The sequence below is a fragment of the Sphingobium cyanobacteriorum genome, from assembly GCF_030580935.1.
Lineage (GTDB): Bacteria > Pseudomonadota > Alphaproteobacteria > Sphingomonadales > Sphingomonadaceae > Sphingobium > Sphingobium cyanobacteriorum.
The window spans coordinates 631,200-654,192 of the sequence record NZ_JAUQOM010000001.1 but is presented as its reverse complement, the minus strand read 5'-3'; the positions used below and the strand labels follow the sequence as shown (position 1 = coordinate 654,192).

The 22,993-nt window shown below is 65.6% G+C and carries 25 protein-coding genes; 15 read left to right on the top strand and 10 right to left on the bottom strand.

The window, feature by feature from the left end:
• Positions 1 to 657: 657 nt before the first annotated feature.
• From Q4610_RS03190 to Q4610_RS03180, 3 genes are all read right to left on the bottom strand, one after another.
• On the bottom strand, positions 658 to 2,028 hold the full coding sequence (locus tag Q4610_RS03190; protein WP_304534549.1) for a class II 3-deoxy-7-phosphoheptulonate synthase: 1,371 nt from the start codon (positions 2,026 to 2,028) through the stop codon (positions 658 to 660).
• 128 nt (positions 2,029 to 2,156) lie between these two features.
• Positions 2,157 to 2,504, bottom strand: a complete 348-nt coding sequence (locus tag Q4610_RS03185) for a Rap1a/Tai family immunity protein (protein ID WP_304534548.1) — start codon at positions 2,502 to 2,504, stop codon at positions 2,157 to 2,159.
• A 74-nt stretch (positions 2,505 to 2,578) separates the two neighbouring features.
• On the bottom strand, positions 2,579 to 3,835 hold the full coding sequence (locus tag Q4610_RS03180) for a YceI family protein (RefSeq protein WP_304534547.1): 1,257 nt from the start codon (positions 3,833 to 3,835) through the stop codon (positions 2,579 to 2,581).
• Between the two features lie 199 nt (positions 3,836 to 4,034).
• Between Q4610_RS03180 and Q4610_RS03175 the strand changes: the two genes are divergently transcribed.
• Positions 4,035 to 4,472 (top strand): acyl-CoA thioesterase, encoded by a 438-nt coding sequence (locus tag Q4610_RS03175; RefSeq protein ID WP_304534546.1) that lies wholly within the window; start codon positions 4,035 to 4,037, stop codon positions 4,470 to 4,472.
• Between the two features lie 59 nt (positions 4,473 to 4,531).
• On the opposite strand, the gene Q4610_RS03170 is transcribed toward Q4610_RS03175, so the two are convergent.
• Positions 4,532 to 4,909 carry a DUF983 domain-containing protein gene (locus Q4610_RS03170; protein ID WP_304534862.1) on the bottom strand — a complete coding sequence of 126 codons (378 nt, stop codon included), beginning with the start codon at positions 4,907 to 4,909 and terminating at the stop codon, positions 4,532 to 4,534.
• Positions 4,910 to 5,001: 92 nt separating this feature from the next.
• Between Q4610_RS03170 and pabB the strand changes: the two genes are divergently transcribed.
• From pabB to msrA, 5 genes are all read left to right on the top strand, one after another.
• Positions 5,002 to 6,192 (top strand): aminodeoxychorismate synthase component I, encoded by a 1,191-nt coding sequence (gene pabB / locus Q4610_RS03165; RefSeq protein ID WP_304534545.1) that lies wholly within the window; start codon positions 5,002 to 5,004, stop codon positions 6,190 to 6,192.
• 8 nt (positions 6,193 to 6,200) lie between these two features.
• Positions 6,201 to 6,824 carry an aminotransferase class IV gene (locus Q4610_RS03160; protein ID WP_304534544.1) on the top strand — a complete coding sequence of 208 codons (624 nt, stop codon included), beginning with the start codon at positions 6,201 to 6,203 and terminating at the stop codon, positions 6,822 to 6,824.
• A 187-nt stretch (positions 6,825 to 7,011) separates the two neighbouring features.
• Positions 7,012 to 8,214: a pyridoxal phosphate-dependent aminotransferase gene (locus Q4610_RS03155; RefSeq protein WP_304534543.1), complete on the top strand. Its 1,203-nt coding sequence runs from the start codon at positions 7,012 to 7,014 to the stop codon at positions 8,212 to 8,214.
• Between the two features lie 309 nt (positions 8,215 to 8,523).
• Positions 8,524 to 8,676: a hypothetical protein gene (locus tag Q4610_RS03150; protein ID WP_304534542.1), complete on the top strand. Its 153-nt coding sequence runs from the start codon at positions 8,524 to 8,526 to the stop codon at positions 8,674 to 8,676.
• Entirely contained in the window at positions 8,663 to 9,334 is a 672-nt protein-coding gene (gene msrA, locus Q4610_RS03145; protein WP_304534861.1) for a peptide-methionine (S)-S-oxide reductase MsrA, read from the top strand. Before Q4610_RS03150 ends, msrA begins: the two co-directional genes overlap by 14 nt.
• Before the next feature lie 207 nt (positions 9,335 to 9,541).
• Here msrA and Q4610_RS03140 read toward each other — a convergent pair whose 3' ends face one another.
• Together Q4610_RS03140 and Q4610_RS03135 are read right to left on the bottom strand one after the other, a co-directional pair.
• On the bottom strand, positions 9,542 to 9,994 hold the full coding sequence (locus Q4610_RS03140; protein WP_304534541.1) for an NfeD family protein: 453 nt from the start codon (positions 9,992 to 9,994) through the stop codon (positions 9,542 to 9,544).
• 154 nt (positions 9,995 to 10,148) lie between these two features.
• The gene (locus Q4610_RS03135; RefSeq protein ID WP_304534860.1) at positions 10,149 to 11,123 is read right to left on the bottom strand and encodes an SPFH domain-containing protein; all 975 of its coding nucleotides are present in this window, start codon (positions 11,121 to 11,123) and stop codon (positions 10,149 to 10,151) included.
• A 76-nt stretch (positions 11,124 to 11,199) separates the two neighbouring features.
• Between Q4610_RS03135 and Q4610_RS03130 the strand changes: the two genes are divergently transcribed.
• Positions 11,200 to 12,018 carry an HpcH/HpaI aldolase/citrate lyase family protein gene (locus tag Q4610_RS03130; RefSeq protein WP_304534540.1) on the top strand — a complete coding sequence of 273 codons (819 nt, stop codon included), beginning with the start codon at positions 11,200 to 11,202 and terminating at the stop codon, positions 12,016 to 12,018.
• Between the two features lie 83 nt (positions 12,019 to 12,101).
• A complete protein-coding gene (locus tag Q4610_RS03125) occupies positions 12,102 to 12,911 on the top strand; it encodes a DUF1206 domain-containing protein (protein WP_304534539.1) in 810 nt (269 codons plus the stop codon).
• Between the two features lie 3 nt (positions 12,912 to 12,914).
• Here Q4610_RS03125 and ubiG read toward each other — a convergent pair whose 3' ends face one another.
• On the bottom strand, positions 12,915 to 13,655 hold the full coding sequence (ubiG, locus tag Q4610_RS03120; protein WP_304534538.1) for a bifunctional 2-polyprenyl-6-hydroxyphenol methylase/3-demethylubiquinol 3-O-methyltransferase UbiG: 741 nt from the start codon (positions 13,653 to 13,655) through the stop codon (positions 12,915 to 12,917).
• 180 nt (positions 13,656 to 13,835) lie between these two features.
• On the opposite strand from ubiG, the gene Q4610_RS03115 reads away from it, so the two are divergent.
• The 3 genes from Q4610_RS03115 (at position 13,836) to Q4610_RS03105 (ending at position 17,249) form a co-directional block, all read left to right on the top strand.
• A complete protein-coding gene (locus Q4610_RS03115) occupies positions 13,836 to 15,101 on the top strand; it encodes an aspartate kinase (protein ID WP_304534537.1) in 1,266 nt (421 codons plus the stop codon).
• Between the two features lie 121 nt (positions 15,102 to 15,222).
• Positions 15,223 to 16,236, top strand: coding sequence for an NAD(P)H-dependent flavin oxidoreductase (locus Q4610_RS03110; RefSeq protein ID WP_304534536.1), 1,014 nt, complete (start codon positions 15,223 to 15,225; stop codon positions 16,234 to 16,236).
• An 86-nt stretch (positions 16,237 to 16,322) separates the two neighbouring features.
• A complete protein-coding gene (locus Q4610_RS03105; RefSeq protein ID WP_304534535.1) occupies positions 16,323 to 17,249 on the top strand; it encodes a hypothetical protein in 927 nt (308 codons plus the stop codon).
• Between the two features lie 48 nt (positions 17,250 to 17,297).
• On the opposite strand, the gene Q4610_RS03100 is transcribed toward Q4610_RS03105, so the two are convergent.
• Positions 17,298 to 17,969: a winged helix-turn-helix transcriptional regulator gene (locus Q4610_RS03100; RefSeq protein ID WP_304534534.1), complete on the bottom strand. Its 672-nt coding sequence runs from the start codon at positions 17,967 to 17,969 to the stop codon at positions 17,298 to 17,300.
• A 96-nt stretch (positions 17,970 to 18,065) separates the two neighbouring features.
• On the opposite strand from Q4610_RS03100, the gene Q4610_RS03095 reads away from it, so the two are divergent.
• The 4 genes from Q4610_RS03095 to Q4610_RS03080 all read left to right on the top strand — a co-directional run bounded on the left by Q4610_RS03095 (position 18,066) and on the right by Q4610_RS03080 (position 20,259).
• Entirely contained in the window at positions 18,066 to 18,428 is a 363-nt protein-coding gene (locus Q4610_RS03095) for a DUF1428 domain-containing protein (protein ID WP_304534533.1), read from the top strand.
• Positions 18,429 to 18,506: 78 nt separating this feature from the next.
• Positions 18,507 to 19,304: a VOC family protein gene (locus Q4610_RS03090; protein WP_304534532.1), complete on the top strand. Its 798-nt coding sequence runs from the start codon at positions 18,507 to 18,509 to the stop codon at positions 19,302 to 19,304.
• A complete protein-coding gene (locus Q4610_RS03085) occupies positions 19,304 to 19,795 on the top strand; it encodes a VOC family protein (RefSeq protein WP_304534531.1) in 492 nt (163 codons plus the stop codon). Before Q4610_RS03090 ends, Q4610_RS03085 begins: the two co-directional genes overlap by 1 nt.
• Positions 19,792 to 20,259 carry an SRPBCC domain-containing protein gene (locus tag Q4610_RS03080; protein WP_304534530.1) on the top strand — a complete coding sequence of 156 codons (468 nt, stop codon included), beginning with the start codon at positions 19,792 to 19,794 and terminating at the stop codon, positions 20,257 to 20,259. Before Q4610_RS03085 ends, Q4610_RS03080 begins: the two co-directional genes overlap by 4 nt.
• Before the next feature lie 101 nt (positions 20,260 to 20,360).
• Here the strand turns inward: Q4610_RS03080 and Q4610_RS03075 are convergent, their stop codons facing one another.
• Together Q4610_RS03075 and Q4610_RS03070 are read right to left on the bottom strand one after the other, a co-directional pair.
• Positions 20,361 to 21,527: a pyridoxal phosphate-dependent aminotransferase gene (locus Q4610_RS03075; protein ID WP_304534529.1), complete on the bottom strand. Its 1,167-nt coding sequence runs from the start codon at positions 21,525 to 21,527 to the stop codon at positions 20,361 to 20,363.
• Between the two features lie 169 nt (positions 21,528 to 21,696).
• Positions 21,697 to 22,854 carry a pyridoxal phosphate-dependent aminotransferase gene (locus tag Q4610_RS03070; RefSeq protein WP_304534528.1) on the bottom strand — a complete coding sequence of 386 codons (1,158 nt, stop codon included), beginning with the start codon at positions 22,852 to 22,854 and terminating at the stop codon, positions 21,697 to 21,699.
• Positions 22,855 to 22,993: the final 139 nt, after the last annotated feature.

The window sequence follows — 22,993 nt, the reverse complement described above, 5'->3', positions numbered from 1 at the left end:
CTGCGGGGCAAGGAAGCGGACGGTCTTGAAGCGACCATTTGCGGACATTGCACGCAGTGATCCTGTGCGCTGATAGCGGACATTGCGAAACCAGAAACGCTATGTAGTTTGGATGAATGAGACCTCGAAATAATCCAGCAAAGCGTGATGCTCTTTGGAAGCGGTATTGGTCCATCAAAGATGAGCATGGGTGTGGTCTATATGAGCCAATTTTATGGCATCTTGCCTTAGGCCAAGACTTTGCTGCAATGGTCGCTTTGGCTGATACCTTCTCGGCAGAAGGACGAATTTCCGATCCGTTCAGTCGGGCGGGCCTTTACTATCGAGCGCACAAGGGCGGCTATGAGTATGCCGCTCAGCATCTAGCAATGGATGCTTTCAATCGAGGTGACCTTGCATCCTACCGATATTGGTTGCGACGTGCGGCTCCCTTCGATCCTTACCACTTAAGGGAACTCAAACGGTTTGAAACTCGACTGCCTCATCAAACCGCGCGTGAACGAGGACGGGGCCGTCCTTACCGAAAATATGATTAGGTGGCTCCCCTAACCCGACAGTCCGCAAACCACCCAAGTCAGTCATCGACTGATGTGCGGGTCAGACAAAGAAACGGGGCCAGATCTTGCGATCCGGCCCCGATCTGTTTTCCTTAAAACCTCACGCAGCGGCGCGGCGTTCTTTCAGTTCTTCGTTGAGCATTTCGGCCAGCAGGAAGGCCAGTTCCAGGCTCTGCGCGGCGTTCAGGCGCGGGTCGCAATGGGTGTGGTAGCGATCCGCCAGCCCTTCGTCGGTGATGGCGATGGCGCCGCCAGTGCATTCGGTGACGTTCTGGCCGGTCATTTCGGCATGGATGCCGCCGCCGAAGCTGCCTTCGGCGCGGTGGACCGCGAAGAAGCCGCGCACTTCGGCCAGGATGCGGTCGAACGGGCGCGTCTTGTAGCCGTTCGCCGCCTTGACGACATTGCCGTGCATCGGGTCGCAGGACCAGATGACCGGATGGCCTTCGCGCAGGACGGCACGGACGAGTTTGGGCAGGCCGGCCTCGATCTTGTCATGGCCATAGCGGGTGATGAGCGTGATGCGGCCGGCTTCGCGCGCGGGGTTCAGCGTGTCGAGCAGGCGCAGCAGCGCGTCCGGCTCCAGGCTGGGACCGCATTTGAGGCCGATCGGGTTGCCAATGCCGCGCAGATATTCGACATGGGCCGACCCTTCGAAACGGGTGCGGTCGCCGATCCACAGCATGTGGGCGGACGTGTCATACCAGTCGCCGGTCAGGCTGTCCTGCCGCGTCAGCGCCTGTTCGAACGGCAGCAGCAACGCTTCATGGCTGGTGTAGAAGCTGGTGCCGCCAAGCTGGGGCACGGTTTCCGCCGACAGGCCGCAGGCGCGCATGAAGTCGAGCGCCTGGCCGATCTGGTCGGCCATCTGTTCGAACTTCGCGGCCCAGGGGCTGCGCCCCATGAAATCGAGCATCCAGCCATGGACGCGATCGAGGCTGGCATAGCCGCCGGTCGAGAAGGCGCGCAGCAGGTTGAGCGTCGCGGCCGACTGGTTATAGGCCTGCACCATGCGCTGCGGGTCCGGCTCGCGCCCTTCCGCAGTAAAGGCGATGTCGTTGACATTGTCGCCGCGATAGCTGGGCAATTCGACGCCATCGACGGTTTCGGTATCGGCCGAGCGCGGCTTGGCGAACTGGCCCGCCATGCGGCCGACCTTCACCACCGGCAGTTTCGACGCGAAGGTCAGTACGACCGCCATCTGGAGCAGCACGCGGAAGGTGTCGCGGATGTTGTTCGGGTGGAACTCGGCGAAACTTTCGGCGCAGTCGCCACCCTGGAGCAGGAACGCCTCGCCCGCCACGACCTTGGCCAGGTCGGCCTTCAGATGGCGTGCCTCGCCCGCAAAGACGAGGGGCGGAAACTGGCCAAGCTGGGCCTCTACCGACGCCAGTGCGCCTGCATCCCGGTAAAAGGGCATCTGGATGCCCTTCTGGCTCCGCCAGCTATCCGGCGTCCACTTCGCCGCCACGTCTCGTCTCCTTCGCATTGATAAAATAGGGGGCGCACCTACGCTGTCATGGGGTGCAAGGCAAGATTGTACCAGTTGGACCATCGCTGCGCGCAATGATTTGTCCCGATCAGCCTGATCGAGCGGCTCTATTTCTGGCAGGGCCAGCGTTCGTTGAGCGCCACGCTGACCAGCACGGAGGCGGGGCCGCGCCGCTGGTCGGGCCAGCGTTCGAGATAGGCGATCACCGTCCCGCGCGCCTCGTCCGCGCTCATGCGGTCGGGCCAGCAGACGGGGCGGGCGCGGCCGATGAACATGTCCTTGCGGATGCCATCGACCACCCCGACGATATAGGCGGTGCAGGCGAGGCTGTATTCCGGCGCCCTGTTGCGGCATTTGGCGAGCAGGGTGGTGCCGGTTTCGAACATATAGGTCTGGGCCGCGACCGGGGTGGGGGTGGCGGCCAGCAGGGGAAGGGCGAGGAGGAGGGCGCGCATCTGTGGTTCCGATCATCGCCAAAAAGACCGTCTAGCATAATGCTTCTGCTTGCGCAGGCGCATGGCGGCCTTTTTTACTGCCGCTTCGCCGTGAAGGCGAAGGTCAGCGCCACTTGCGGCCCCAATCCGCCGCTGCTGTCGCCATTGCCGACGCCGAAGGATGCGCGGGCGATGGTGGCGCTGCCCGACACCTGGCGGGTGGCGTCCGTGCCGGCCCCATCCTTCCCGGAAAGCGTGAAGCGGATCGTCTGGGGCTTCGACACGCCCTTGAGCGTCAGCGTGCCGCGCGCGCGATAGGTGCTGGGGCCGGTGGCTTGCGCGCCCCTGGCGATGAAGGTCGCGGTCGGGTGCGCGGCCACGCCGAAAAACTCGTCGCCCGGCAGCATCCCGTCCTTGTACGCATCGCCCACGCTGGCCGATGCCATGTCGATGGTGACGGCGATGTCGGCGCTGTCGGGATGGTCGGGGTCCATGACGATCCGCGCGGTCCATCTGGCAAAGCTGCCACTGATCGTTTCGCCATCATTGCCGACGGAGAAGCCGATGCGGCCGCCCGGCTGGATGGTCCAGGCGGGCGGCGGGGCGAGGGGTTCTTGCGCGGCGGCCTCTGCTGCATTGGCGGCGGGGGCGGCCGCGTTGGCCGCTTCGGCGATCGTGACGGCGGCGGCGATGTCGGCGGGTTCGGCGGCGTTGGCGGCGTTGGCCGGCTCCGGCGCGAGGGGGGCAGGCGCGGCTTGCGGCCCCGGCAGGATCGCGCGGCCGGCGACGAAGCCGACCAGGATCAGCGCGGGCAGCGCGATCAGCAGCGCGGTCGAACGCCCCGGCACCATCCGCCAGATCAGGCCGTCGCGCATCAGCAGATGATGGCGCAGCGCGCCCGCGACATGCAGCGCGACCAATGCGATGCCCAGCCAGGCGAGCAGGCCATGGCCGTTTTCGGCAAGGCCGTGCGCGGCTGCGGGCAGGGGCAGATGCGGCAGGGGGATGGTGCCGAAGATCAGCGTCGGCACCTTGACCTTCGCGGTCGACACCAGCGCCCAGCCGGTCAGCGGCGCCCCCAGCATGAAGGCGTAGAGGCCGACATGGACGCCCGACGCCAGCGCGCCCTGCCAGCCGCCCTCCAGTTTCGCCGGGCGCGGTTTCCAATAGCGCACGGCGATGCGTGCCAGCGTCAGCGCCAGCACGGTCATGCCGACCGACTTGTGCAACTGGTAGAGGGCAAAGCCGCGCGCGCCCAGATCCTCCAGCGCCCAGCCGACGCTGATCTGGAAGGCGAGCAGGGCGGCGATCGCCCAGTGCAGGACGATGGCGGCACGGTTGTAGCGTTGCATGCGGAACCCCTGATCGTGGCATGGCGAAACTATGGGCAGTGCATGGTCAAGTCCATCGGGCTGGCGCGAAACACTTTGTTGCCGGGCCTTGCCCACCTGTGTCCAAAAGGCCGCAGTTGCGCCATTTTTATAGGCGCGATTGCATCACCCGCCATCCGGGTTAAGAGGTTGATCGCTTATAATCAGGGAATTACCGGACATGGCCAAACCCGAAGCCTGGCGGCTCAATCCCGAAGCCTATTGCTTCGTGACCAGCATCGATACGCGGTTCCAGGATCTCGACACCATGGGCCATATCAACAATGTCGCGATTTCCGGCATTTTTGAAACGGCACGAATCCGGTTTCATCATCATATGGGCCGCCATCCGCAGGAACAGGGGGTGCGCTGGCTGGTCGCGAATGTGAACCTGAACTTCGTCGAGGAATCGCATTTCCCCTATCCGTTCGAGGTGCATTGCGCGATCGGCCATATCGGCCGCACCAGTTGGACCATCAGTTCGGCCGGGTTCCAGAAGGGCGTGTGCGTCGCGACGTGCGACACCACCGTCGTCACCCATGGCGCCGAAGGCCGCCGCGCGATCGACGAGACGCTGCGTGAGGCGATGGAACGGAACTTCCTGCGCCAGCCAGTCTGATTTCCGAAGTTCGCGCTGTTTTAAGCGCCGTGTTCCCGCCTGCGCGGGAACGGGTTGTTTTAGCGGAAACCGGCCATGCGCCGGCTCCATTGCACCGCGATCACCGCGCCCTTGACCGGCTGGATCATCGCGACCGCCAGCCCGATGGCCAGGGTCGGCCAGATCAGCGCCTGCCAGCCGAGCGGTATGGACAGGGCGCTGTTCACCTCGATCATCAGGGGGACGAGGATATGGCCCAAAGCCAGGATCACGATATAGGCGGGAAAGTCATCCGCCTGATGATCGTCCAGCCGCAGGCCGCAGGTCGTGCAGGCGGGCACGGTTTTGAGGAAGCGCGCGAACATCGCGCCTTCGCCGCAGGCCGGGCAGCGTCCGCGCAGCCCATGGCCGATCGCCGGGCCGACCGGACGGGTGGAAGGAGGTGCGGACTGGGGCATGGCGACCGCGATACGGGCGTGCGCGCGCCCATGCAACAGGGCATTGCGCAGCAACGCCCTTTCGCCGATCGTAAAGATTGTTAAGAAGCGCCATGCGCCTGCCCGGTCCCGACGAGATATTCTGCCTGTTCGACGATGCGCGGGTGCGCGGCGCGGCGCCGGCGCGGCTCTATCGCGATCCGGTGGCAATCGTGGCGGCGCAGACGATGGCGCAAGTGCAGCCCGCGCTCGACCGGCTGGCCGAAGCGCGCGAGGAGGGGCTGCATGTCGCGGGCTATATGGCCTATGAGGCGGGGCTGGCGCTGGAGGAGCGGCTGGCGCCGATCGCGCGGCGGCGGGAAAGCGATGGCGCGCCCCTGCTCTGGTTCGGCCTGTATGAAGGGATGCGGCTGATCGCGCCGGAGGATGTGCCGGCGCTGTTGCCCGATCCGGCCGGCGCGCGGGTGGGGCCGGTGCGGCCATTGGTCGACCAGGGGGCCTATCAGGCCGCCTTCGACCGGGTGCAGGACTATATTCGCGCGGGCGACATTTATCAGGTCAACCTGACCTTTCCCTGCACGATCGATGTCGCGGGCGATCCGATGGCGCTCTATGCTGCGATCCGGCCGCGCGCGGCGGCGGGCTATGGCGGGGTCATGCGCACGGGGGCACAGACGATCCTGTCCTTTTCGCCCGAACTGTTCTTTACCCAGGTGCGCGGGCAGTTGACGGCCCGGCCGATGAAGGGGACGGCGACCCGCGCGGCGGACCCGGCCGAGGATGCGGCGCTGGCCCGATGGCTGGAGAGCGACGCCAAGCAGCGGGCCGAGAATCTGATGATCGTCGACCTGCTGCGCAACGACCTGTCGCGCGTGTCCTGCGCGGGCAGCGTCATCGTGCCCGACTTGTTCAAGGTCGAAACCTATCCGACCGTGCATCAACTGGTGTCCACCGTCCGCGCCCGCATCCTGCCCGGCCTGTCGCCGGTCGATGTGCTGCGCGTGCTGTTTCCCTGCGGCTCCATCACCGGCGCGCCCAAGGTGCGGGCGATGGAGATTGTCGATGCGGTCGAACCGCATCCGCGCGGCGTCTATACCGGCGCGATGGGCTGGATCGACCCGGAAGGCGACGCGGCCTTCAATGTTGCCATCCGCACCATTTGCGTCGAAGAAGGGGCCGGAACAGGGCGGCTGGGCCTGGGTTCGGGCATCGTCGCGGATTCCGGGGGCGAGTCCGAATGGGCCGAATGCCTGGCCAAGGGCCGCTTCCTGTCCATGGATATTGTGCCGGCTGCGGGAGTGTGAAGGTTTCGATGGCATTGGCTGACGGACGGTACGACCTGCTGGAAACCATGGCGTTCGACCCGCTCGACGGTGTCCGGTCGCTGGAACTGCATCTGGCGCGGATGAAGGCCAGCGCCGACGCGCTGGGTTTCATGTTCGACCGGCATGAGGTTCGCAACGAATTGCAGGCCGCGACCTTTCGCCTGCGCGAAAGGAGCCGGGTGCGGTTGCTGGTGTCGCGGCGCGGATCGGTGGCGATCGAGGTGCGCGATCACCGGAGCTGGCCCGACCCGATCATGAAGGTCGCGGTCGTGCCGCGCCAGGCGCCCGCGGATGACCCGCGCCTGTTGCACAAGACCACCGATCGCAGCCTCTATCGCGATGCGTTGCGGCGTGGCGGCACTTATGAAGTATTGATGCTGGACGCACAGGGCTATCTGACCGAAGGCTGTTTTTCCTCCCTGTTCGTGGAGCGGGGCGACAAGCTGGTGACGCCGCCGCTGTCGCGCGGCATCCTGCCCGGCATATTGCGGCAAAGCCTGATCGACATGGGCGAAGCGGTGGAAGGCGACCTGCGCCCCTATGACCTGGAGGGCGGATTCTTCATCGGCAATGCGTCGCGCGGCATGGTTGCGGCCACGCTGGCGCGATAACAACCCTATTCTGCCGTAAAGCCAATAAGCGCCATCTGGCCGGTTGCCCATGCGCCGGTTGCGCATTAAGGGACGCCGCGTTCGCCATTGTTGCGGACGTTGGGGATTATGTTGTGTGCTGTCGCGATTTCCGAGCCAGCGGGCGTCACCGCCCGCTGTGCAATCGCTTTGGAGAAAGAGTGTTGCCATGAGCCAGACTTCCGCCGCCCTGGGGCGCATCCAGCCGTCCGCCACGCTGGCCATGAGCGCCCGTGTGAACGCGCTCAAGGCGCAAGGCGTGGACGTGATCGGCCTGTCGGCGGGCGAGCCGGATTTCGACACGCCCGATTTCGTCAAGGAAGCGGGCATCGCCGCGATCCGCAACAACCTGACCCGCTACACCGATGTGGACGGCACCGCCGATGTCAAGGAAGCGGTCGCCTTCAAGTTCAAGCGCGACAATGGCCTGATCTACCAGCGCAGCCAGATCAGCGTCAATTCGGGCGGCAAGCATACGCTGTTCAACGCGCTGGTGGCGACGGTGGACGTGGGCGATGAAGTGATCATCCCCGCGCCCTACTGGGTCAGCTATCCCGACATCGTGAATTTCGCCGGCGGCACCCCGGTGTTCATCGACGGGCCGGCGAGCCAGGGGTACAAGATCACGCCCGCGCAACTGGACGCGGCGATCACGCCGCGCACCAAATGGGTGATGCTCAATTCGCCGTCCAACCCCAGCGGCGCGGCCTATTCGGCCGAAGAGCTGAAGGCGCTGGCCGACGTGCTGTTGCGCCACCCGCATGTGCTGGTGATGACCGACGACATGTATGAGCATGTCTGGTACGCCCCGACCCCCTTCGCCACCATCGCGCAGGTGTGCCCGGACCTGTATGACCGCACCCTGACGGTCAACGGCTGTTCCAAGGCCTTTTCCATGACCGGCTGGCGCATCGGCTTTGCCGGTGGTCCTGAATGGATCATCAAGGCGATGGGCAAACTGCAATCGCAATCGACCAGCAATCCCTGCTCGATCAGCCAGGCGGCGGCTGTCGCCGCGCTCACCGGCCCGCAGGATTTCCTGGAGGACCGCAACGCCGTGTTCAAGAAGCGCCGCGACATGGTGGTCGCGATGCTGAACGACGCGCCGGGCCTCGATTGCCCGACGCCCGAAGGCGCCTTCTACGTCTATCCCGACGCCAGCGGCGTGATCGGCAAGACGACGCCCAAGGGCAAGGTCATCGACAGCGACGAAGCGCTGATCGGCTATTTCCTGGATGAAGCCAAGGTCGCGGCTGTGCATGGCGCCGCCTTTGGCCTGTCGCCCGCTTTCCGCATCAGCTACGCGACCTCGGACGAGGTGCTCAAGAAAGCCTGCACGCGGATTCAGGAAGCCTGTGCGGCCCTGAAATAAGGACGCTGGAAATCCTCTCCTTGCAGGGGAGGATGGATGGCCATCCGCGTGGATGCGTCTGCATATTCGCAGGGCATTGCAAAAATTGGAAACGGTCTTTTTCGCGCCGCGCCGTCTTGTCATCGGCGCGGCGCGGTCTATATGCCCGTTGCGAAGAGAAACTTAAATATCCGGCGGCGTTCGTCGTCCTAAACCCCGCATTGGTCGAAACCCGCTCACGCCGGGGCGGCCGTTCAGCCAGGGGCAAGGCGCATGAACATAGCTGGACAGCCGGCACGACCGGCAGACTATGGTAGAAAGGCGTTGGCCATGATGGCGTTCCTCAAATCCGACCTGTTCCTGCGCTTCCTGGGCGGGTTTGCGATCGGTGCTGTCGGCATGTTCCTGATGCAGCCGAACGAAACGCCCGTGCTGGCTTCGCCCGCGATCGCAGCGACGGCGACCCATGATGCGGCGCTCTGATCGCCTGATCCTGACTGTTCTGGCGGCGCTTGCCGTCGCCACCCCGCTGCGCGCCGAGCGCACCGTGCTCGCGCCGGTTCCGGCCATCGACGCCAAGCCCGTGCGCAAGCTGGAAACCGCCATATTCGCCGGTGGCTGCTATTGGGGCGTCGATGGCGTATTGTCCCATGTGAAGGGCGTGCATCTGGTCAGTTCCGGCTTTGCCGGCGGCCCGCGCGGCATGAAGGTCGATTATGACGCCGTGAGCAGGGGCGACACCGGCTATGCCGAAGCGGTGCGTGTGACCTATGATCCCAGGGTCGTCAGCTACGGTACGTTGCTGCGCATTTTCTTCTCGGTCATCGCCGATCCCACCACGCTCAACTATCAGGGGCCGGACCATGGCACCCAATATCGCAGCGCGCTGTTCCCGCTGAACGGGGAACAGGACAAGGCGGCGCGCGCCTATCTGGCGCAACTGGGCAAGAGCGGGTTGTGGCGCGATCCGGTCGTGACCAGGGTGGAGCGCTTCACCGGATTTCAGGATGCGGATGCCTATCATCAGGATTTCCTGACGAAAAATCCGCGTCATCCCTATATCCTGCGCTGGGACATGCCCAAGCTGGTCGCCTTCCGCGCGCGCTTCCCGACGCTGTACCAGGCGCGCCCCGCGCGCTGAACGCGACATGAAGGCGGGACCGACCGGATTTGCCAGCCGGCCTTGGGCCGGTCTTGCTTTGCGTTAGGAAAGACCCGGCTTTATTGCTGGTGGAGCGTATCGGCAGCCATCATATACCAAGGATGATCGGGCATGCCCGACAACCGATCCTGCTGTCGTGGCGCGGCATTGCGCCGATGCGCGGGGGAGGGGACGGGCGTGGTTGCCCTAACCTTCTGCCCGCAGCCCCTCTACCTGGAGCACCGCGCCGTCCGCGGCCACGACCCGCACCCGCGCGCCGACCGCTGCATCCGGGCCAGTGGCGCTCCATACGCCGTCGCCGACCTTGACCCGGCCCTCCCCCCCGACAATCGGCTCCACGACCGTCACGGTCTGGCCGATCAGGCGGGCGGTGCGATCATTGAGCAGGGGGTCGGTGGAGGCGACCGGATTGTCCACATACCAGCGGCGACCGGCATAGACCGCCGCGATGCTCAAGCCCGCGAACAACAGGAACTGGAGCGGGAGGGCGATCGGCAGGGCGAGCGCGACGAGGCCGGTGATGGCGGCGGCGATGGCGATCCAGATCAGGAACACGCCGGGGATCATCACCTCCGCTATGCCCAGCAGCGCGGCGAAAACCAGCCAGCCCCAATGGTCCTGGAGGAGGGAGAGGGTCATGGGGTGGGGGCCTCTTTGCTTCCGTCATGTCCATGCGGGTGAGGCGCGACGTTCGGTGTCAGCCAATCCGTTGCGCAAGCGTGGCGTTGGGTGGAGAGGTCGGGAGACGGGGGCCCGCCTTCGCGGGGATGACGGCTTTTCATGGCCAGCGCCATCACCCCTGGCTCTGGCCGAAGGGACCGCGCCGGGGGGCGGGTGGCGGGGCGGGGGGCGTGGGGGCGCTGTCGCCCAGCGCTTCCTTCGCCAGGGCGCCGATGCCGCCCAGCGTGCCGATCAACTGGGTGGCCTCCACCGGGAAGAGGATGGTCTTGGCATTGGGGCTGGTCGCGAACTGGCTGACGGCTTCGGTATATTTTTGCGCGATGAAATAGTTGAGCGCCTGCGGGTTGCCGGCGCTGATCGCATCGGACACCATCCGGGTCGCCTTGGCTTCCGCCTCCGCCTCGCGCTCGCGCGCCTCGGCGTCGCGGAAGGCGGCTTCGCGGCGGCCTTCGGCCTGCAATATCTGGCCCTGCTTCTCACCCTCCGCGCGCAGGATTTCGGCGGCGCGCGCGCCTTCGGCATCCAGGATGTTGGCGCGCTTTTCGCGCTCCGCCTTCATCTGGCGGCCCATGGCGTTGACGATGTCGGCGGGCGGGCGGATGTCCTTTAGCTCGACGCGGGTGATCTTGATGCCCCAGGCGTTGGTGGCATGATCGACCACCGACAGCAGCCGGGCGTTGATCTCGTCGCGTTTCGACAGGGTTTCGTCCAGGTCCATCGAACCCATGACGGTGCGCAGGTTGGTGGTGGCAAGCTGCATGATGGCGACATAGAGTTCGGAGACCTCATAGGCCGCCTTGGCCGCGTCGAGCACCTGGAAGAATACCACGCCGTCGACCGACACCATGGCATTGTCCTTGGTGATGATTTCCTGTCCGGGAATATCGACCACCTGCTCCATCATGTTGATCTTGCGCCCGACGGCGTAGAAGAAGGCGGGGTAGAAGTTGAGGCCGGGCCTGGCGACTTCGGTGAAGCGGCCGAACCGCTCGATCGTATATTGATAGCCCTGCCGCACCACCTTCACACTGACGGCGAGGTAGAAGAGGACGAGCCCGGTCAGCGTCAGTGCAAAGGTCGTCAGCATCATGATCTCCGGCGAAACAGGCTTGGACTATGCGCCTTATTCGTTAACGGGGAAAGTCAAACCAAGGAGAGTTTCCATGTTGCTGCGCCACGCCCGTTCGCTGCTGTTCCTGCCCGCGTCCAACCCGCGCGCCATTGCCAAGGCGCGCGCGCTGCCGTGCGACATGGTGATACTGGACCTGGAGGATGCGGTGCCCGACGACGCCAAGGCGGCCGCGCGGGCGGCGGCGGTGGAGGCGCTGGGCGAAGGGTTCGGGGCGCGGCTGGCGGCGGTGCGGATCAATGTCGAGGGCACGGCCTGGCACGGGGCGGAGATGGTGGCGATGAAGGCGTCGGCCGCCGACTATGTCGTGCTGCCCAAGGTGGAGCGTGCGCGGCAGGTGCGCGATGTGTTCAGCGTGGCGCAAAAGCCGGTGATCGCGATGATCGAAAGCGCGCGCGGTGTGCTGGCGGCGGCGGAGATCGCGGCGGCGGAGGGCTGCGCCGGCCTGTTCATGGGCAATAACGACCTGCGCCGGGATCTGGGCATACCGGCGGGCGCGGGGCGCGAGGGGCTGGCGTTCGCGATGCAGGCGAGCGTCCTGGCGGCGCGGGCGGCCGGGATCGCGGTGTTCGATGGCGTGTATAACCGGCTGGACGACGAGGCGGGGCTGGCGGCGGAATGTGCGGCGGGTCATGCGATCGGCTTTGACGGCAAGACGCTGATCCATCCCGCGCAGGTGCCAGTGGCTAATGCGGTGTTCGGGCCGGACGCGCAGGCGCTGGCCGACGCGCGGCGGCTGATCGCGGCGGCGACCGGCGGGGCGGAACGCTTCGAGGGACGGATGATCGAAACGATGCATGTGGAGCAAGCGCGCGCGCTGGTGGCGCGGGCGGAGGCGGTCGGGCAGGCATAAGCGGGCGGTCCGTTCAACTGGCCTGTTCCTGCCGAGGGAACGGCGGGCGATCTGGCGCATTGGCGCTGCGACAGGAGCGCAGCATGACCTATAATGACAGAATGACCCTTTTCGCCCGGATCGGATTTGCCGCGCGGGGGCTGGTCTATATCCTCATCGGCTGGTTCGCGCTGGATGTCGCCATCCATGGCGGACGGCCGATGGACAATCAGGGCGTGCTGGGGACGCTGGTGGATGCGCCGCTGGGCCATGTCCTGCTGGGCATCTGTGCGCTGGGTTTTGCCGGCTATGCGGTGTGGCGCCTGACCGAAGCGATCACGGACCCGGAAAATCTCAGCCATGACCTCAAGGGCCGCTTCAAGCGGGCCGGCCATGCGGTGAGCGGCATCGTGCATGTCACGCTGGCAGTTGCGGCCGGGCGGCTCGCGCTCCGGCAGACGTCGGCGCAGGGGGCCAGCCCCGGCGACCAGAGCGCGGAAAGCTGGTCGGCATGGCTGCTGGCGCAGCCGGGCGGCACGCTGCTGCTGATGCTGGTGGGGCTGTGCTTTTTCGCCGTCGCCGCAGCGCAGGCGATCAAAGCCTATAAGGCACAGTTTGACGAGATGGACGCGCAGGTGCCCGCGCCCCATCATGTGCGGTGGATCGGGCGGTGCGGATATGCCGCGCGGGCGCTGATCTTCGCCATCATCGGCTGGTTCCTGATATCGGCGGCGGCCAATCATGACGCCGATCGCGCCGGCGGGCTGGGCGAGGCGCTGAAACAGTTGCGCGCTCAACCGGAGGGCGCGGCGATCCTGGCCGTCGTGGCATTCGGGCTGGCGCTATTTGGCATATTCAGCCTGATCGAGGCGCGTTATCGCCGGATCAGGGTGCGCAAACCCGGTTTCCTGTAAGGATTAGCGGGCTTTGTGCCGCGCGGTCAGCAGATAGTTGATCGCGCTGTTTGCCGACAGGGTGAAGCCGCTGCGTGGGTCGAAGGACAGGCCGCTGCTGTCCGTCACCTCCAGCCCGGCCTGGTCCAACAGTACGGTCAGTTCGTCGGGCGTCAGGAATTTGCGCCAGTCATGCGTCCCTTTGGGGATGCCGCCGACGCTTTCGCCGATGGTGATCATGGCGAGGCGGGAGAGGGGGGTGCGGTTGGGGGTGGACAGGATCATCAGGCCATCGGGCGCGAGTTTGCCCGCCAGCGCGCGCACGAAGGCGGCGGGATCGGCGACATGCTCGATCACTTCCATCGAGGTGACGAGATCGAAGCCACTGTCGGCCAGATCCTCCACCGGAGTGGCGCGATAGTCGATGCTGAGCTGCTGGCCGACGGCATGGGCGGCGGCGACGGCAATATTTTCCGGCGCGGCGTCCAGGCCGGTCACGGCCGCGCCGAGGCGCGCGAGCGGTTCGGCCAGCAGCCCCGCGCCGCAACCCACATCCAGCGCGCGCCTGCCCGCCAGCGGGCGGAAGCCGTGCGCGTTGCCCGGCCAATGGCGGTCGATCGCTGCGCGGATATAGCGCAGGCGCACCGGATTGAGCTTGTGCAGCATCGCGCTGGACCCGGCGGGGTTCCACCAGTCGGCGGCCATCTCGCCGAAATGGGCGGCTTCCCTGGGGTCGATCGTGGCGGTGGCGTTTTGCGTGGTCATGATGCCGTCTTAACAGGCCGGGGACCGGAGGCAAAGGCGATGATCCGGGTCGGCAGGGCAGGACACCGATGCAGGACAGGCAGGATTGCTTGCCATATCCGTCGCTGCTGCTAAGAGAAGCGCCGTTTTCGCCCCCTTTGGGATATTTTCTTTCACAATCAAGGCAGGTTCGACAAGCAAATGGCGCGCATCGTGATGAAATTCGGCGGCACCTCCATGGCGGGGATGGAGCGAATTCGCAACGTGGCCGCGCGTGTCAAACATGTTGTGGACCAGGGCCATGAAGTCGCCGTCGTCGTGTCGGCCATGGCGGGCGAGACGGACCGGCTGGTCGGATTCTGCAAGGAAGCATCACCCCTGTACGACCCGGCCGAATATGATGTCGTGGTCGCGGCGGGCGAGCAGATCACCAGCGGCCTGTTGGCGATGACATTGAAAGCCATGGGCGTGGAGGCGCGAAGCTGGCTTGGCTGGCAATTGCCGATCCGCACGGTGGAGGCCCATGCCAAGGCGCGGGTGAGCGATATCGACACGATCGACCTGCTGGCGTCGATGCGCAGCGGCAAGGTGGCGGTGATCCCCGGTTTCCAGGGCATGATGGCCGATGGCCGGGTGTCGACGCTGGGCCGGGGCGGGTCCGACACGTCGGCGGTCGCGGTGGCCGCGGCGATCAAGGCCGATCGCTGCGACATCTATACCGATGTCGATGGCGTCTATACCACCGACCCGCGCATCGTCGCCCGCGCCCGCAAGCTCGACCTCGTCACCTATGAGGAGATGCTGGAACTGGCCTCTGTCGGCGCCAAGGTGCTCCAGACCCGGTCGGTCGGCCTCGCCATGAAGGAAGGGGTGGTCGTGCAGGTGCTCTCCTCCTTCGATGATCCCACCCAGGACGACCTCCCCGGCACGCTGATCGTCAGCGAAGAGGAACTGGAAGCCAAGCTCAAGGAAGACAAGATGGAACGTCAGCTCATCACCGGCATCGCCCATGACAAGAATGAGGCGAAGATCATCGTCACCCGCGTGCCCGACAAGCCCGGCGCTGTCGCCAGCATCTTCGGCCCGCTGGCCGATGCGGCGATCAATGTCGACATGATCATCCAGAATGACAGCAAGGAGAAGGAGGAGACCGACGTCACCTTCACCGTGCCGCGCGCGGACCTGGCCCGCAGCGTCGACCTGCTGGAATCGCTCAAGGACAAGATCGGCTTCCGCCGCATCATCACCGACGCCGAAGTCGCCAAGATCAGCGTCGTTGGCGTGGGGATGCGCAGCCATGCCGGCGTCGCCGCCACCATGTTCAAGACGCTGGCCGAGCGCGGCATCAATATCGAGGCGATCTCCACCAGCGAGATCAAGGTCAGCGTGCTGATCGACGAGGACGAGACGGAACTGGCGGTCCGCGTGCTGCACACGGCCTATGGGCTGGACGCGCCGGCGGCTTGATTTTTCGCCTGTCCCCGGTCAGGGGATGAGAAGAGAAAGGGTGAGGGCGCTGTTTCGGCATGTCCCCACCCCAACCCCTCCCTCGCGGGGAGGGGCTTTTTGTATCTTGAAGGCTAGACATATGACCACCGCCAAACTCGCTTCCCTCATGGCCCGTGGCACCGACTTTCTGGGGTGCGAGAGTGCGATCCTGTGCGGGGCGATGAGCTGGGTGAGCGAGCGGCATCTGGTGTCGGCGATCTCCAACGCGGGCGGTTTTGGCGTGATCGCGTGCGGGGCGATGACGCCCGCCTTGCTCGATGCCGAGATTGCGGCGACGAAGGCGCTGACGGACAAGCCGTTCGGCGTGAACCTGATCACCATGCATCCGCAACTGTTCGACCTGATCGCGGTGTGCGCGCGCCATGATGTCAGCCATGTCGTGCTGGCCGGCGGCCTGCCGCCCAAGGGCAGCATCGAGGCGATCAAGGCGAACGGGGCGAAGCTGATCTGCTTCGCGCCTGCGCTGGCGCTGGCCAAGAAGCTGGTGCGGTCGGGCGTCGACGCGCTGGTGGTCGAGGGGATGGAGGCGGGTGGCCATATCGGTCCGGTCGCGACCAGCGTGCTGGCGCAGGAAATATTGCCGGAAATGGCGCAACAGGTGCCGGTGTTCGTCGCGGGCGGGATCGGCCGGGGCGAGGCGATCGCCGCCTATCTGGAAATGGGCGCGGCAGGCGTGCAGCTTGGCACCCGCTTTGCCTGCGCCACCGAGAGCATCGCCCATCCCGCGTTCAAGAAGGCGTTTTTCCGCGCGTCGGCGCGCGATGCGATCGCCAGCGTGCAGATCGACCCGCGCCTGCCGGTCATCCCCGTCCGCGCGCTCAAAAATGCGGGCACCGAAGCCTTCACCGCCAAGCAGCGCGAAGTCGCCAACCTGCTGGACAGCGGCGCGGTGGACATGGGCGAGGCGCAGTTGCAGATCGAACATTATTGGGCCGGGGCGCTGCGCAAGGCGGTGATCGACGGCGATGTCGATGGCGGGTCGCTGATGGCGGGGCAGTCGGTCGGCATGGTGACGAAGGAAGAGCCGGTCGCCGACATCATCGCGCAGTTGCTGGACGAGGCCGCGGGCGCGCTGGAGCGGCGAGCCGCCTGAGGGCTTGCGGTGAACGGAGTATAAGGCATATTTCCTCCGGACAGAATGACCGGCATGACCGGCGCACAGTCCCATCGGAGAATTTGATGCTCGCAACGCGCCGTTTACCTGGCCGGATCTCATTGGTGTCGCTGGCGGTGCTGGCGGCCTGTTCGACCCCGCCGCCGCCACCGCCGCCCACCCCGCCACCGCCCGTCGTGCCCACGGTGCGCCCGGTGCCGCCCGATCAGGCGGCCGAAGGGATGGGCATCCCCGAAAAGGATGCCGATGGCAAATATCTGACCGCCAATCGCGGCGTCACGTCCAACACGGCGTTGTGGCATGTGCGCATGGCGCTGAACGTCGCGGCGCTCAATTGCGACAAATATGGCAGCACCGCGCGGCTGCAATATAATCAGATATTGGCAGTGCATAAACCGATGCTGACGGCGGCCAATGCGGCGGTCGACCGCAATTACAGCGTCGCCTATGGCAATGCCGGGCTGGGCGCGCGCGAGCGGCTGAACACGGTGGTCTATAATTTCTTCGCCCTGCCGCCGGTGATCAAGCATTTCTGCCCGGTGGCGGTGGGCGTGGGGGCAAAGGTGCTGGCCACGCCGTCCGGCCAGTTGCTGGACCAGGCGCCCGTCTGGCTGGCGGAACTGGAAAAGCCGTTCCAGGATTTCTATGCCGCCTATGCCGACTATCTGCGGCGGCTGGCCGAATGGCAGTCCCGCTTTGGTGCGAGCGTGACGGTGGTGGTGTCGCCCACGCCCCTGCCGCCGCCGCCGGTGCCGCCGGGCGATGCGCCGCCCAGGGGCTGGACGCCCAGCGTGACGGCATCGACCGTGACCCGGACGGCGACGCCCCCGTCGACAGGCAGCGCCAGGCCGCCGGTCACGCCAGCCGCGCCGAACGCCGCCACGCCGCCTGTGACTTCACCCTCTGTGACACCGCCCTCCGTGGCGCGGACCGTGCCGGACAATAGCGTGCCCAAGCTGGTCGTACAGCCGCTGCCGGCCACGGGGGAATGACATGCGCCGCGCACGTCGCAGGGCGGCGTGCGCGGCAACCCGGATCGGTCAATCCGCGCCATAGGTCGAAGGCGCCTTGGGCGGCAGGGGAAAGAGGCTGGCGAAGCGGTCGGCCAGCGCCCGGTCGCCCTCTATGCTGAGCGCGTCCGCCATGTCGTCATAGCGCGCGCCGCCGTAGAGGACCGCGACCAGTGCGTTCTGGTCGCCACTGATCACCACGTCCGCGCCCGTCAGGTCGCCCCGGTCGATATGGACATCGCCATCCTGAAACGTGGCGCGAAACGTCTCCTCGCCAAAGCGCAGGCCGATCGTGGCGTTGAGGTCGCCGATCCGGCTGCGATCGATCATGGTGCGCATCGACAGGATCACCGACGCCTGGCTCATCGGCTTGCCCGGTTCCATCGTCGGCGACCGGCAGGCCCAGCGGCCCAGTATCTGGAACAGAATCTCCGATTCGCGGCCCCAGTCGGTCAATTCGTAAATCTGGCTGGCGGCGGGCGGGGGCAGGCGGCGACGGATGAGGATGCTGGCCGCCTCCAGATCCGCCAGCCTTTGCGTGAGCATATTGGCGCTGATTCCGGGCAGCCCGGCGCGCAGGTCGGTGAAGCGCCTGGGACCGAGCATCAATTCGCGCATGATCGGCATCGCCCAGCGATCGCCGATGATGTCGAGCGCATGGGCGACGGCGCATCCGTCCTGATAGGCGCGTTTCTGGCTCAATGGTTATCTTTTCTAACTTAGTAGTTGCAATAGATAAGATCGGGGCGCAGGAAGTGCAAGCGATGAGTCGCCTTTTGCAGGAAAAGGAGAGGGACGATGGCCTATATGGACGGTTTCGTGATCCCGGTGCCCAAGGGCAACAAGGAACGCTATCGGGAGATCGCCGCCTTCGCCGCGCCGATCTTCATCGAACATGGCGCGACCCGCGTGGTCGAATGCTGGGGCAATGACATCAAGCCCGGCAAGGTCAATGATTTCCGCACCGCCGTGATCGCCGAAGAGGGCGAGGAGGTCGTCTTTTCCTGGATCGAATGGCCCGACAAGGCGACGCGCGACGCGGGCGTCGACAAGGTCATGAAAGATGAACGGATGCAGCCCAAGGAGGGGGAGGACATGCCCTTTGCCGGCGCGCGGATGATTTATGGCGGGTTCGAGGTGCTGTTGGACGCACCGGCGTAAGCGGACGGTGCGACATGGATGCGCTGTCTGCGAAGGCAGTGGCGCGGCGCCTGTTCTCATTCTTTCGGGAGGACTATCATGACCGATCTGACCGGCAAATTCTTCTGGTACGAATTGATGACCAGCGATCCGCAGGCGGCGCTGGCCTTTTATGGCGATGTGGTGGGCTGGACCCATGCGCCCTTTGGCGGCGATCTGGGCGAACCCTATCATGTCGTGTCGGGCAGCGCGGGGCCGCTGGGCGGGGTCATGGCGATCCCGGCGGACGCGAAGGATTGCGGCATGACCCCCTGGTGGGGCGGCTATGTCGGTTCGGCGGATGTCGATGCCGACGCCGCACGGCTGAGCGCGGCGGGGGCGAAGGTGATGCGCGCGCCCGAAGATATTCCGGGCGTTGGCCGCTTTGCCGTGATGGCCGATCCGGGCGGGGCGATCTTCATGCTGCTCAAAGGCGCCAGTCCCGACGGGATGGACGTGCCGGCCGGGATGCCGCCGGGCCATGTCGGCTGGCATGAGCTTTATGCCGGCGACTTCGACAAGGATCTGGCCTTCTACACCGGCGCGCTGGGTTGGACCAGGGGCGAGGCCATGGATATGGGCGAGATGGGCAGCTATCAGCTCGTGTCGCAGACTGGCGGCGCGGCTTTCCCGGACATGACCGGCGGCATCATGCCGGCGCCCAAGGAAATGCCGGTGCCGGTCTGGCTCTTCTACTTCATCGTGGGCGACATCGATGCGGCGGTGGAGCGGGTGACGGCGGGCGGCGGCACGGTCTTGCAAGGCCCGATGGAAGTGCCGGGCGGCACGTGGATCATCCAGGCGACCGATCCGCAGGGCGCGATGTTCGCGCTGGTCGGCACCAGGGACGCGGGGTGATGGGCCAGATTGCACCCTGCCTCTGGTTCAACGGCCAGGCGGAAGAGGCGGCGCATTATTATGCGTCGGTCTTTGGCGGGTCGGTCGACCATGTGACCCATTATCCCCAAGACAATCCTTCACCTTCGCCGATGGCGGGGGGCAGCGTGCTGCTGGTCGAGTTCACATTGTTCGGACAGAGCTATCAGGCGCTGAACGGCGGCCCGCAATTCACGTTCGACGAAGCGATATCGCTGTCGGTGACATGCGCGGATCAGGCGGAACTGGACCGTTATTTCGATGCGCTGACCGGGGATGGCGGGACGGCGGGGCCGTGCGGCTGGGTAACGGACAAATATGGTCTGTCCTGGCAGTTGGTCACGCGCGGGATCATGGACAATTATCATAGCGACGACAAAGCGGCGATTGCCCGCATGATGGCGGTGATGATGACGATGCAGAAACTGGACAGCGTTGCGATGCAGGCAGCGTTCGAGGGGAAAAGCGCATGAGCGGCACGGAGCATGAACTGTCCGTCACCTGCCATATCGCCGCATCGCGCGCGATCTGCTGGACGGTATGGACCGACATGAAGGATGCATGGTTCTGCCCCCGCCCCTGGCGCGCCGAGGTGATCGAGCAGGATCTGCGTCCGGGCGGGCGCAGCGCGGTGCAGATGTTCGGCCCCGATGGCGAGGAAACGGGGCCGATGGAGGGCGTGTTCCTGGAGGTGGTGCCGCACGCACTGGTCGTGACGACCGACGCCTATGCCGCAGGCTGGGTGCCGCAGACGCCGTTCATGACCGCGATCTGGCGTTTCGAGGAGGAGGGCGCGGGCACCCGCTTCACCGCCACTGCGCGCCATTGGGACGCGGAGACACGGGCGCGGCATGAGGAGATGGGCTTCCATCCGGGCTGGGACCAGATGATGGCCCAGTTCAAGGCGCTGTGCGAGACATGCGCGGCGCGCGCCTGACCTTTGCGGGTGTGCCGCCATGTGAAAAGGGTGGGGGGGCAGAAAGGAAAAAAAGGCGCCCGGTCGCCCGGACGCCCTTTTTCATGCGGTGAGAGGGCCGCTTACGCCTTGTAGCATTTGTCCACGGCGGCGCAGAATTTGGCCATGTCGGCGGCGGACCCCACGGTCACGCGCGACACGGTGGGCCAGATCGCCCAGTTGCGGCCGATCTGTACCTTTTCCGGGGTGGCGAGCAGGGCGGCCTGCATATCCTTGGCCGGCTTCTTCCAGTCGACCATGAACATGTTCGCCTGGCTGCCGGGCTGGACTTCGATCCCCTTCCTGGTCAGCCATGCGATGGTTTCGTCGCGATTGGCGATCATTTCGTTGCGGCGCGCCTTGATGAGCGCGGCTTCCTTGTAGACCGCATTGCCGCAATGCATGGCGGTGATGGCGAGGCCACCGGCCGAGGGGCCGAACAGCGCGATACGCTTTTGCACTTCCGGGTCGGCAAAGGTGAGGCCAAGGCGCACGCCCGCCATGCCGAACAGCTTCGAGAAGGTCCGCATGACGATGATGTCCTTGCGGGTGCCGATCAGCGAAGCGGCGCTGGGGCTTTCCGAGAAATGGATATAGGCTTCGTCCACCAGCAGCATGGAGTCGGCGGGCTTGTTGTCGAGCAGCCATTGGATGTCGGCCAGCGGGGTGATGGTGCCGGTCGGGTTGTTGGGCGTGCAGATATAATAGAGGCCCGCGTTCGGGTTGGCGGCCAGCATCGCTTTCACGTCATGGCCCTTGCCGATCGCCTGGGGCGCCTTGGCAATGGGGGCCTTCATGTAATCGGCGGTGCGCCAGGCGGATTCGAAGGTCGGGTCGGCGGTTACAAGCCCCTTGGTGGGCGAGCAATAGGCCGCGACGATGCTGACCAGCGGGCCGCCGGAACCGGGCCAGGGCATGACCTGCGCTTCGGGAATGCCCTCGACCGCGGCGACGGTCTTGATCAGGTCGCCGCGATAATTGTCGGGATCATACCAGTTGCCGAAGGATGCCGCTTCGGCAGCGGCCTGCACGCCCGAAGGGAAGGGGCCGGTCCAGCATTCATTGGCGCCGATGCGGACCGCGCCCTTGATGCCCCGGCCGGCCTGCTGCTGGGCCAGGGCGGCGGCGGGGAGCAGCGCGCTGGCCGCGACCCCCGCGCCGACGATTGCGGTGATTTCGGCCAGTTGGCGGCGCGAATAGCCGCGTTCAAGCAGGTCGTCCCTGGCATCCTTGTTCAGCATCATGGTCATGTCGTCCGTCCCTCGTCTGCATGGGCTTGCGTTATGCAGGGGGAAACGAAAAGGCGGCGCATTTCCACAATGCGCCGCCGGGGATTTCGCTAATTTTTATGCATTCCGGGATGATGGCATCGCGGTGCTGGGATTGCATGGTCCCGCCTGGGCGGGACCATGCTGTGCCTTATGCCTTCCACACCTTGTCGATGGCGGCGTTGAAGGCCTCCATTTCCGCAATCGAGCCGACCGATACGCGCGACACATTGGGCCAGATCGGCCAGCTACGGCCGATCTGCACATTGGCGGCGAGCAGGGCGGCCTGCATGTCCTTCGCGGGCCTGCCCCAGTCGACCATGAACATGTTCGCCTGGCTGCCGGGAATGACCTTGATCCCCTTGGCCTTCAAATGGCTGACCGATTTTTCTCGGGCGGCGTTCATTTCGGCGCGACGCGCCTTGATCAGCCCGGCTTCGCCGACCGACGCGGTGCCGCAGGCCACGGCGGTCATCGGCAGCATCGCCGTCACCTGCCCGCCATCATAGCGCATCATCTTGTCCATCAGGCCGGGGCTGGCGAATGTGAGGCCAAGGCGCATCCCCGCCATGCCGAACAGTTTCGAGAAGGTGCGCAGGATCAGCACGTCGTCGCGGGTGGCGGCCATCTTCGCCGCGTTGGGACCGTCGACCCAGTGGATATAGGCTTCATCGACGACCAGGATCGAATCCCTGGGCTTGTTATTGGCCAGCCATTCGATGTCGGCGATCGGGGTGACGGTGCCGGTCGGGTTGTTGGGCGAGCAGATATAATAGACGCCCGCATTGGGGTCCGCCGCCAGCATCGCCTTCACGTCATGGGCATAATCCTTGGTCAGCGGCACCTTCGTCACCTTCGCGCCGATCCATGCGCCGGTGCGCCAGATCGCTTCATAGGTCGGGTCGGCGGTGACGATGCCGCGCGTGGGCGAGGCATAGGCGACGGCGACGCGGCTGAGCGGGTCCGACGATCCGGGCCAGGCGACGATGCGGTCGGCGGGAATGCCCTCCACCGCGGCGACGGCGTCGAACAGTTTCTGATGCTCATTGTCCGGTTCGTATCGATTGCCTTCCTGCACCAGCCTGAAAGCGGCCTGGGCGGCGACCGGGAAGGGGCCGGTCCAGCATTCATTGGCGCCGATGCGCACCGCACCCGCCACGGCCTTGGCCGCCTGCTGCGCGACGGCGCCGGTGACGCGCAGGGTGGCTGTGGCTGCGCCCAGCAAGGCGGCGGCCTTCGCCATCTGGCGACGTGAATAGCCGCGTGCGGCCAGATCCTGTTCGAATGTGGGTTCGGTTTGCGTCGCCATGATCCCTCGTCTCCCTGCGGGCCTGTCCATGGCCCATTCGATCTGCTGAACGATTGTACAGAATCTTTCCGCCATGCAAATGCGTTCCGCGCGCCAATCGACCGGCGGTGCTGCATGAAACGCCTTGGAAAACGGGGCT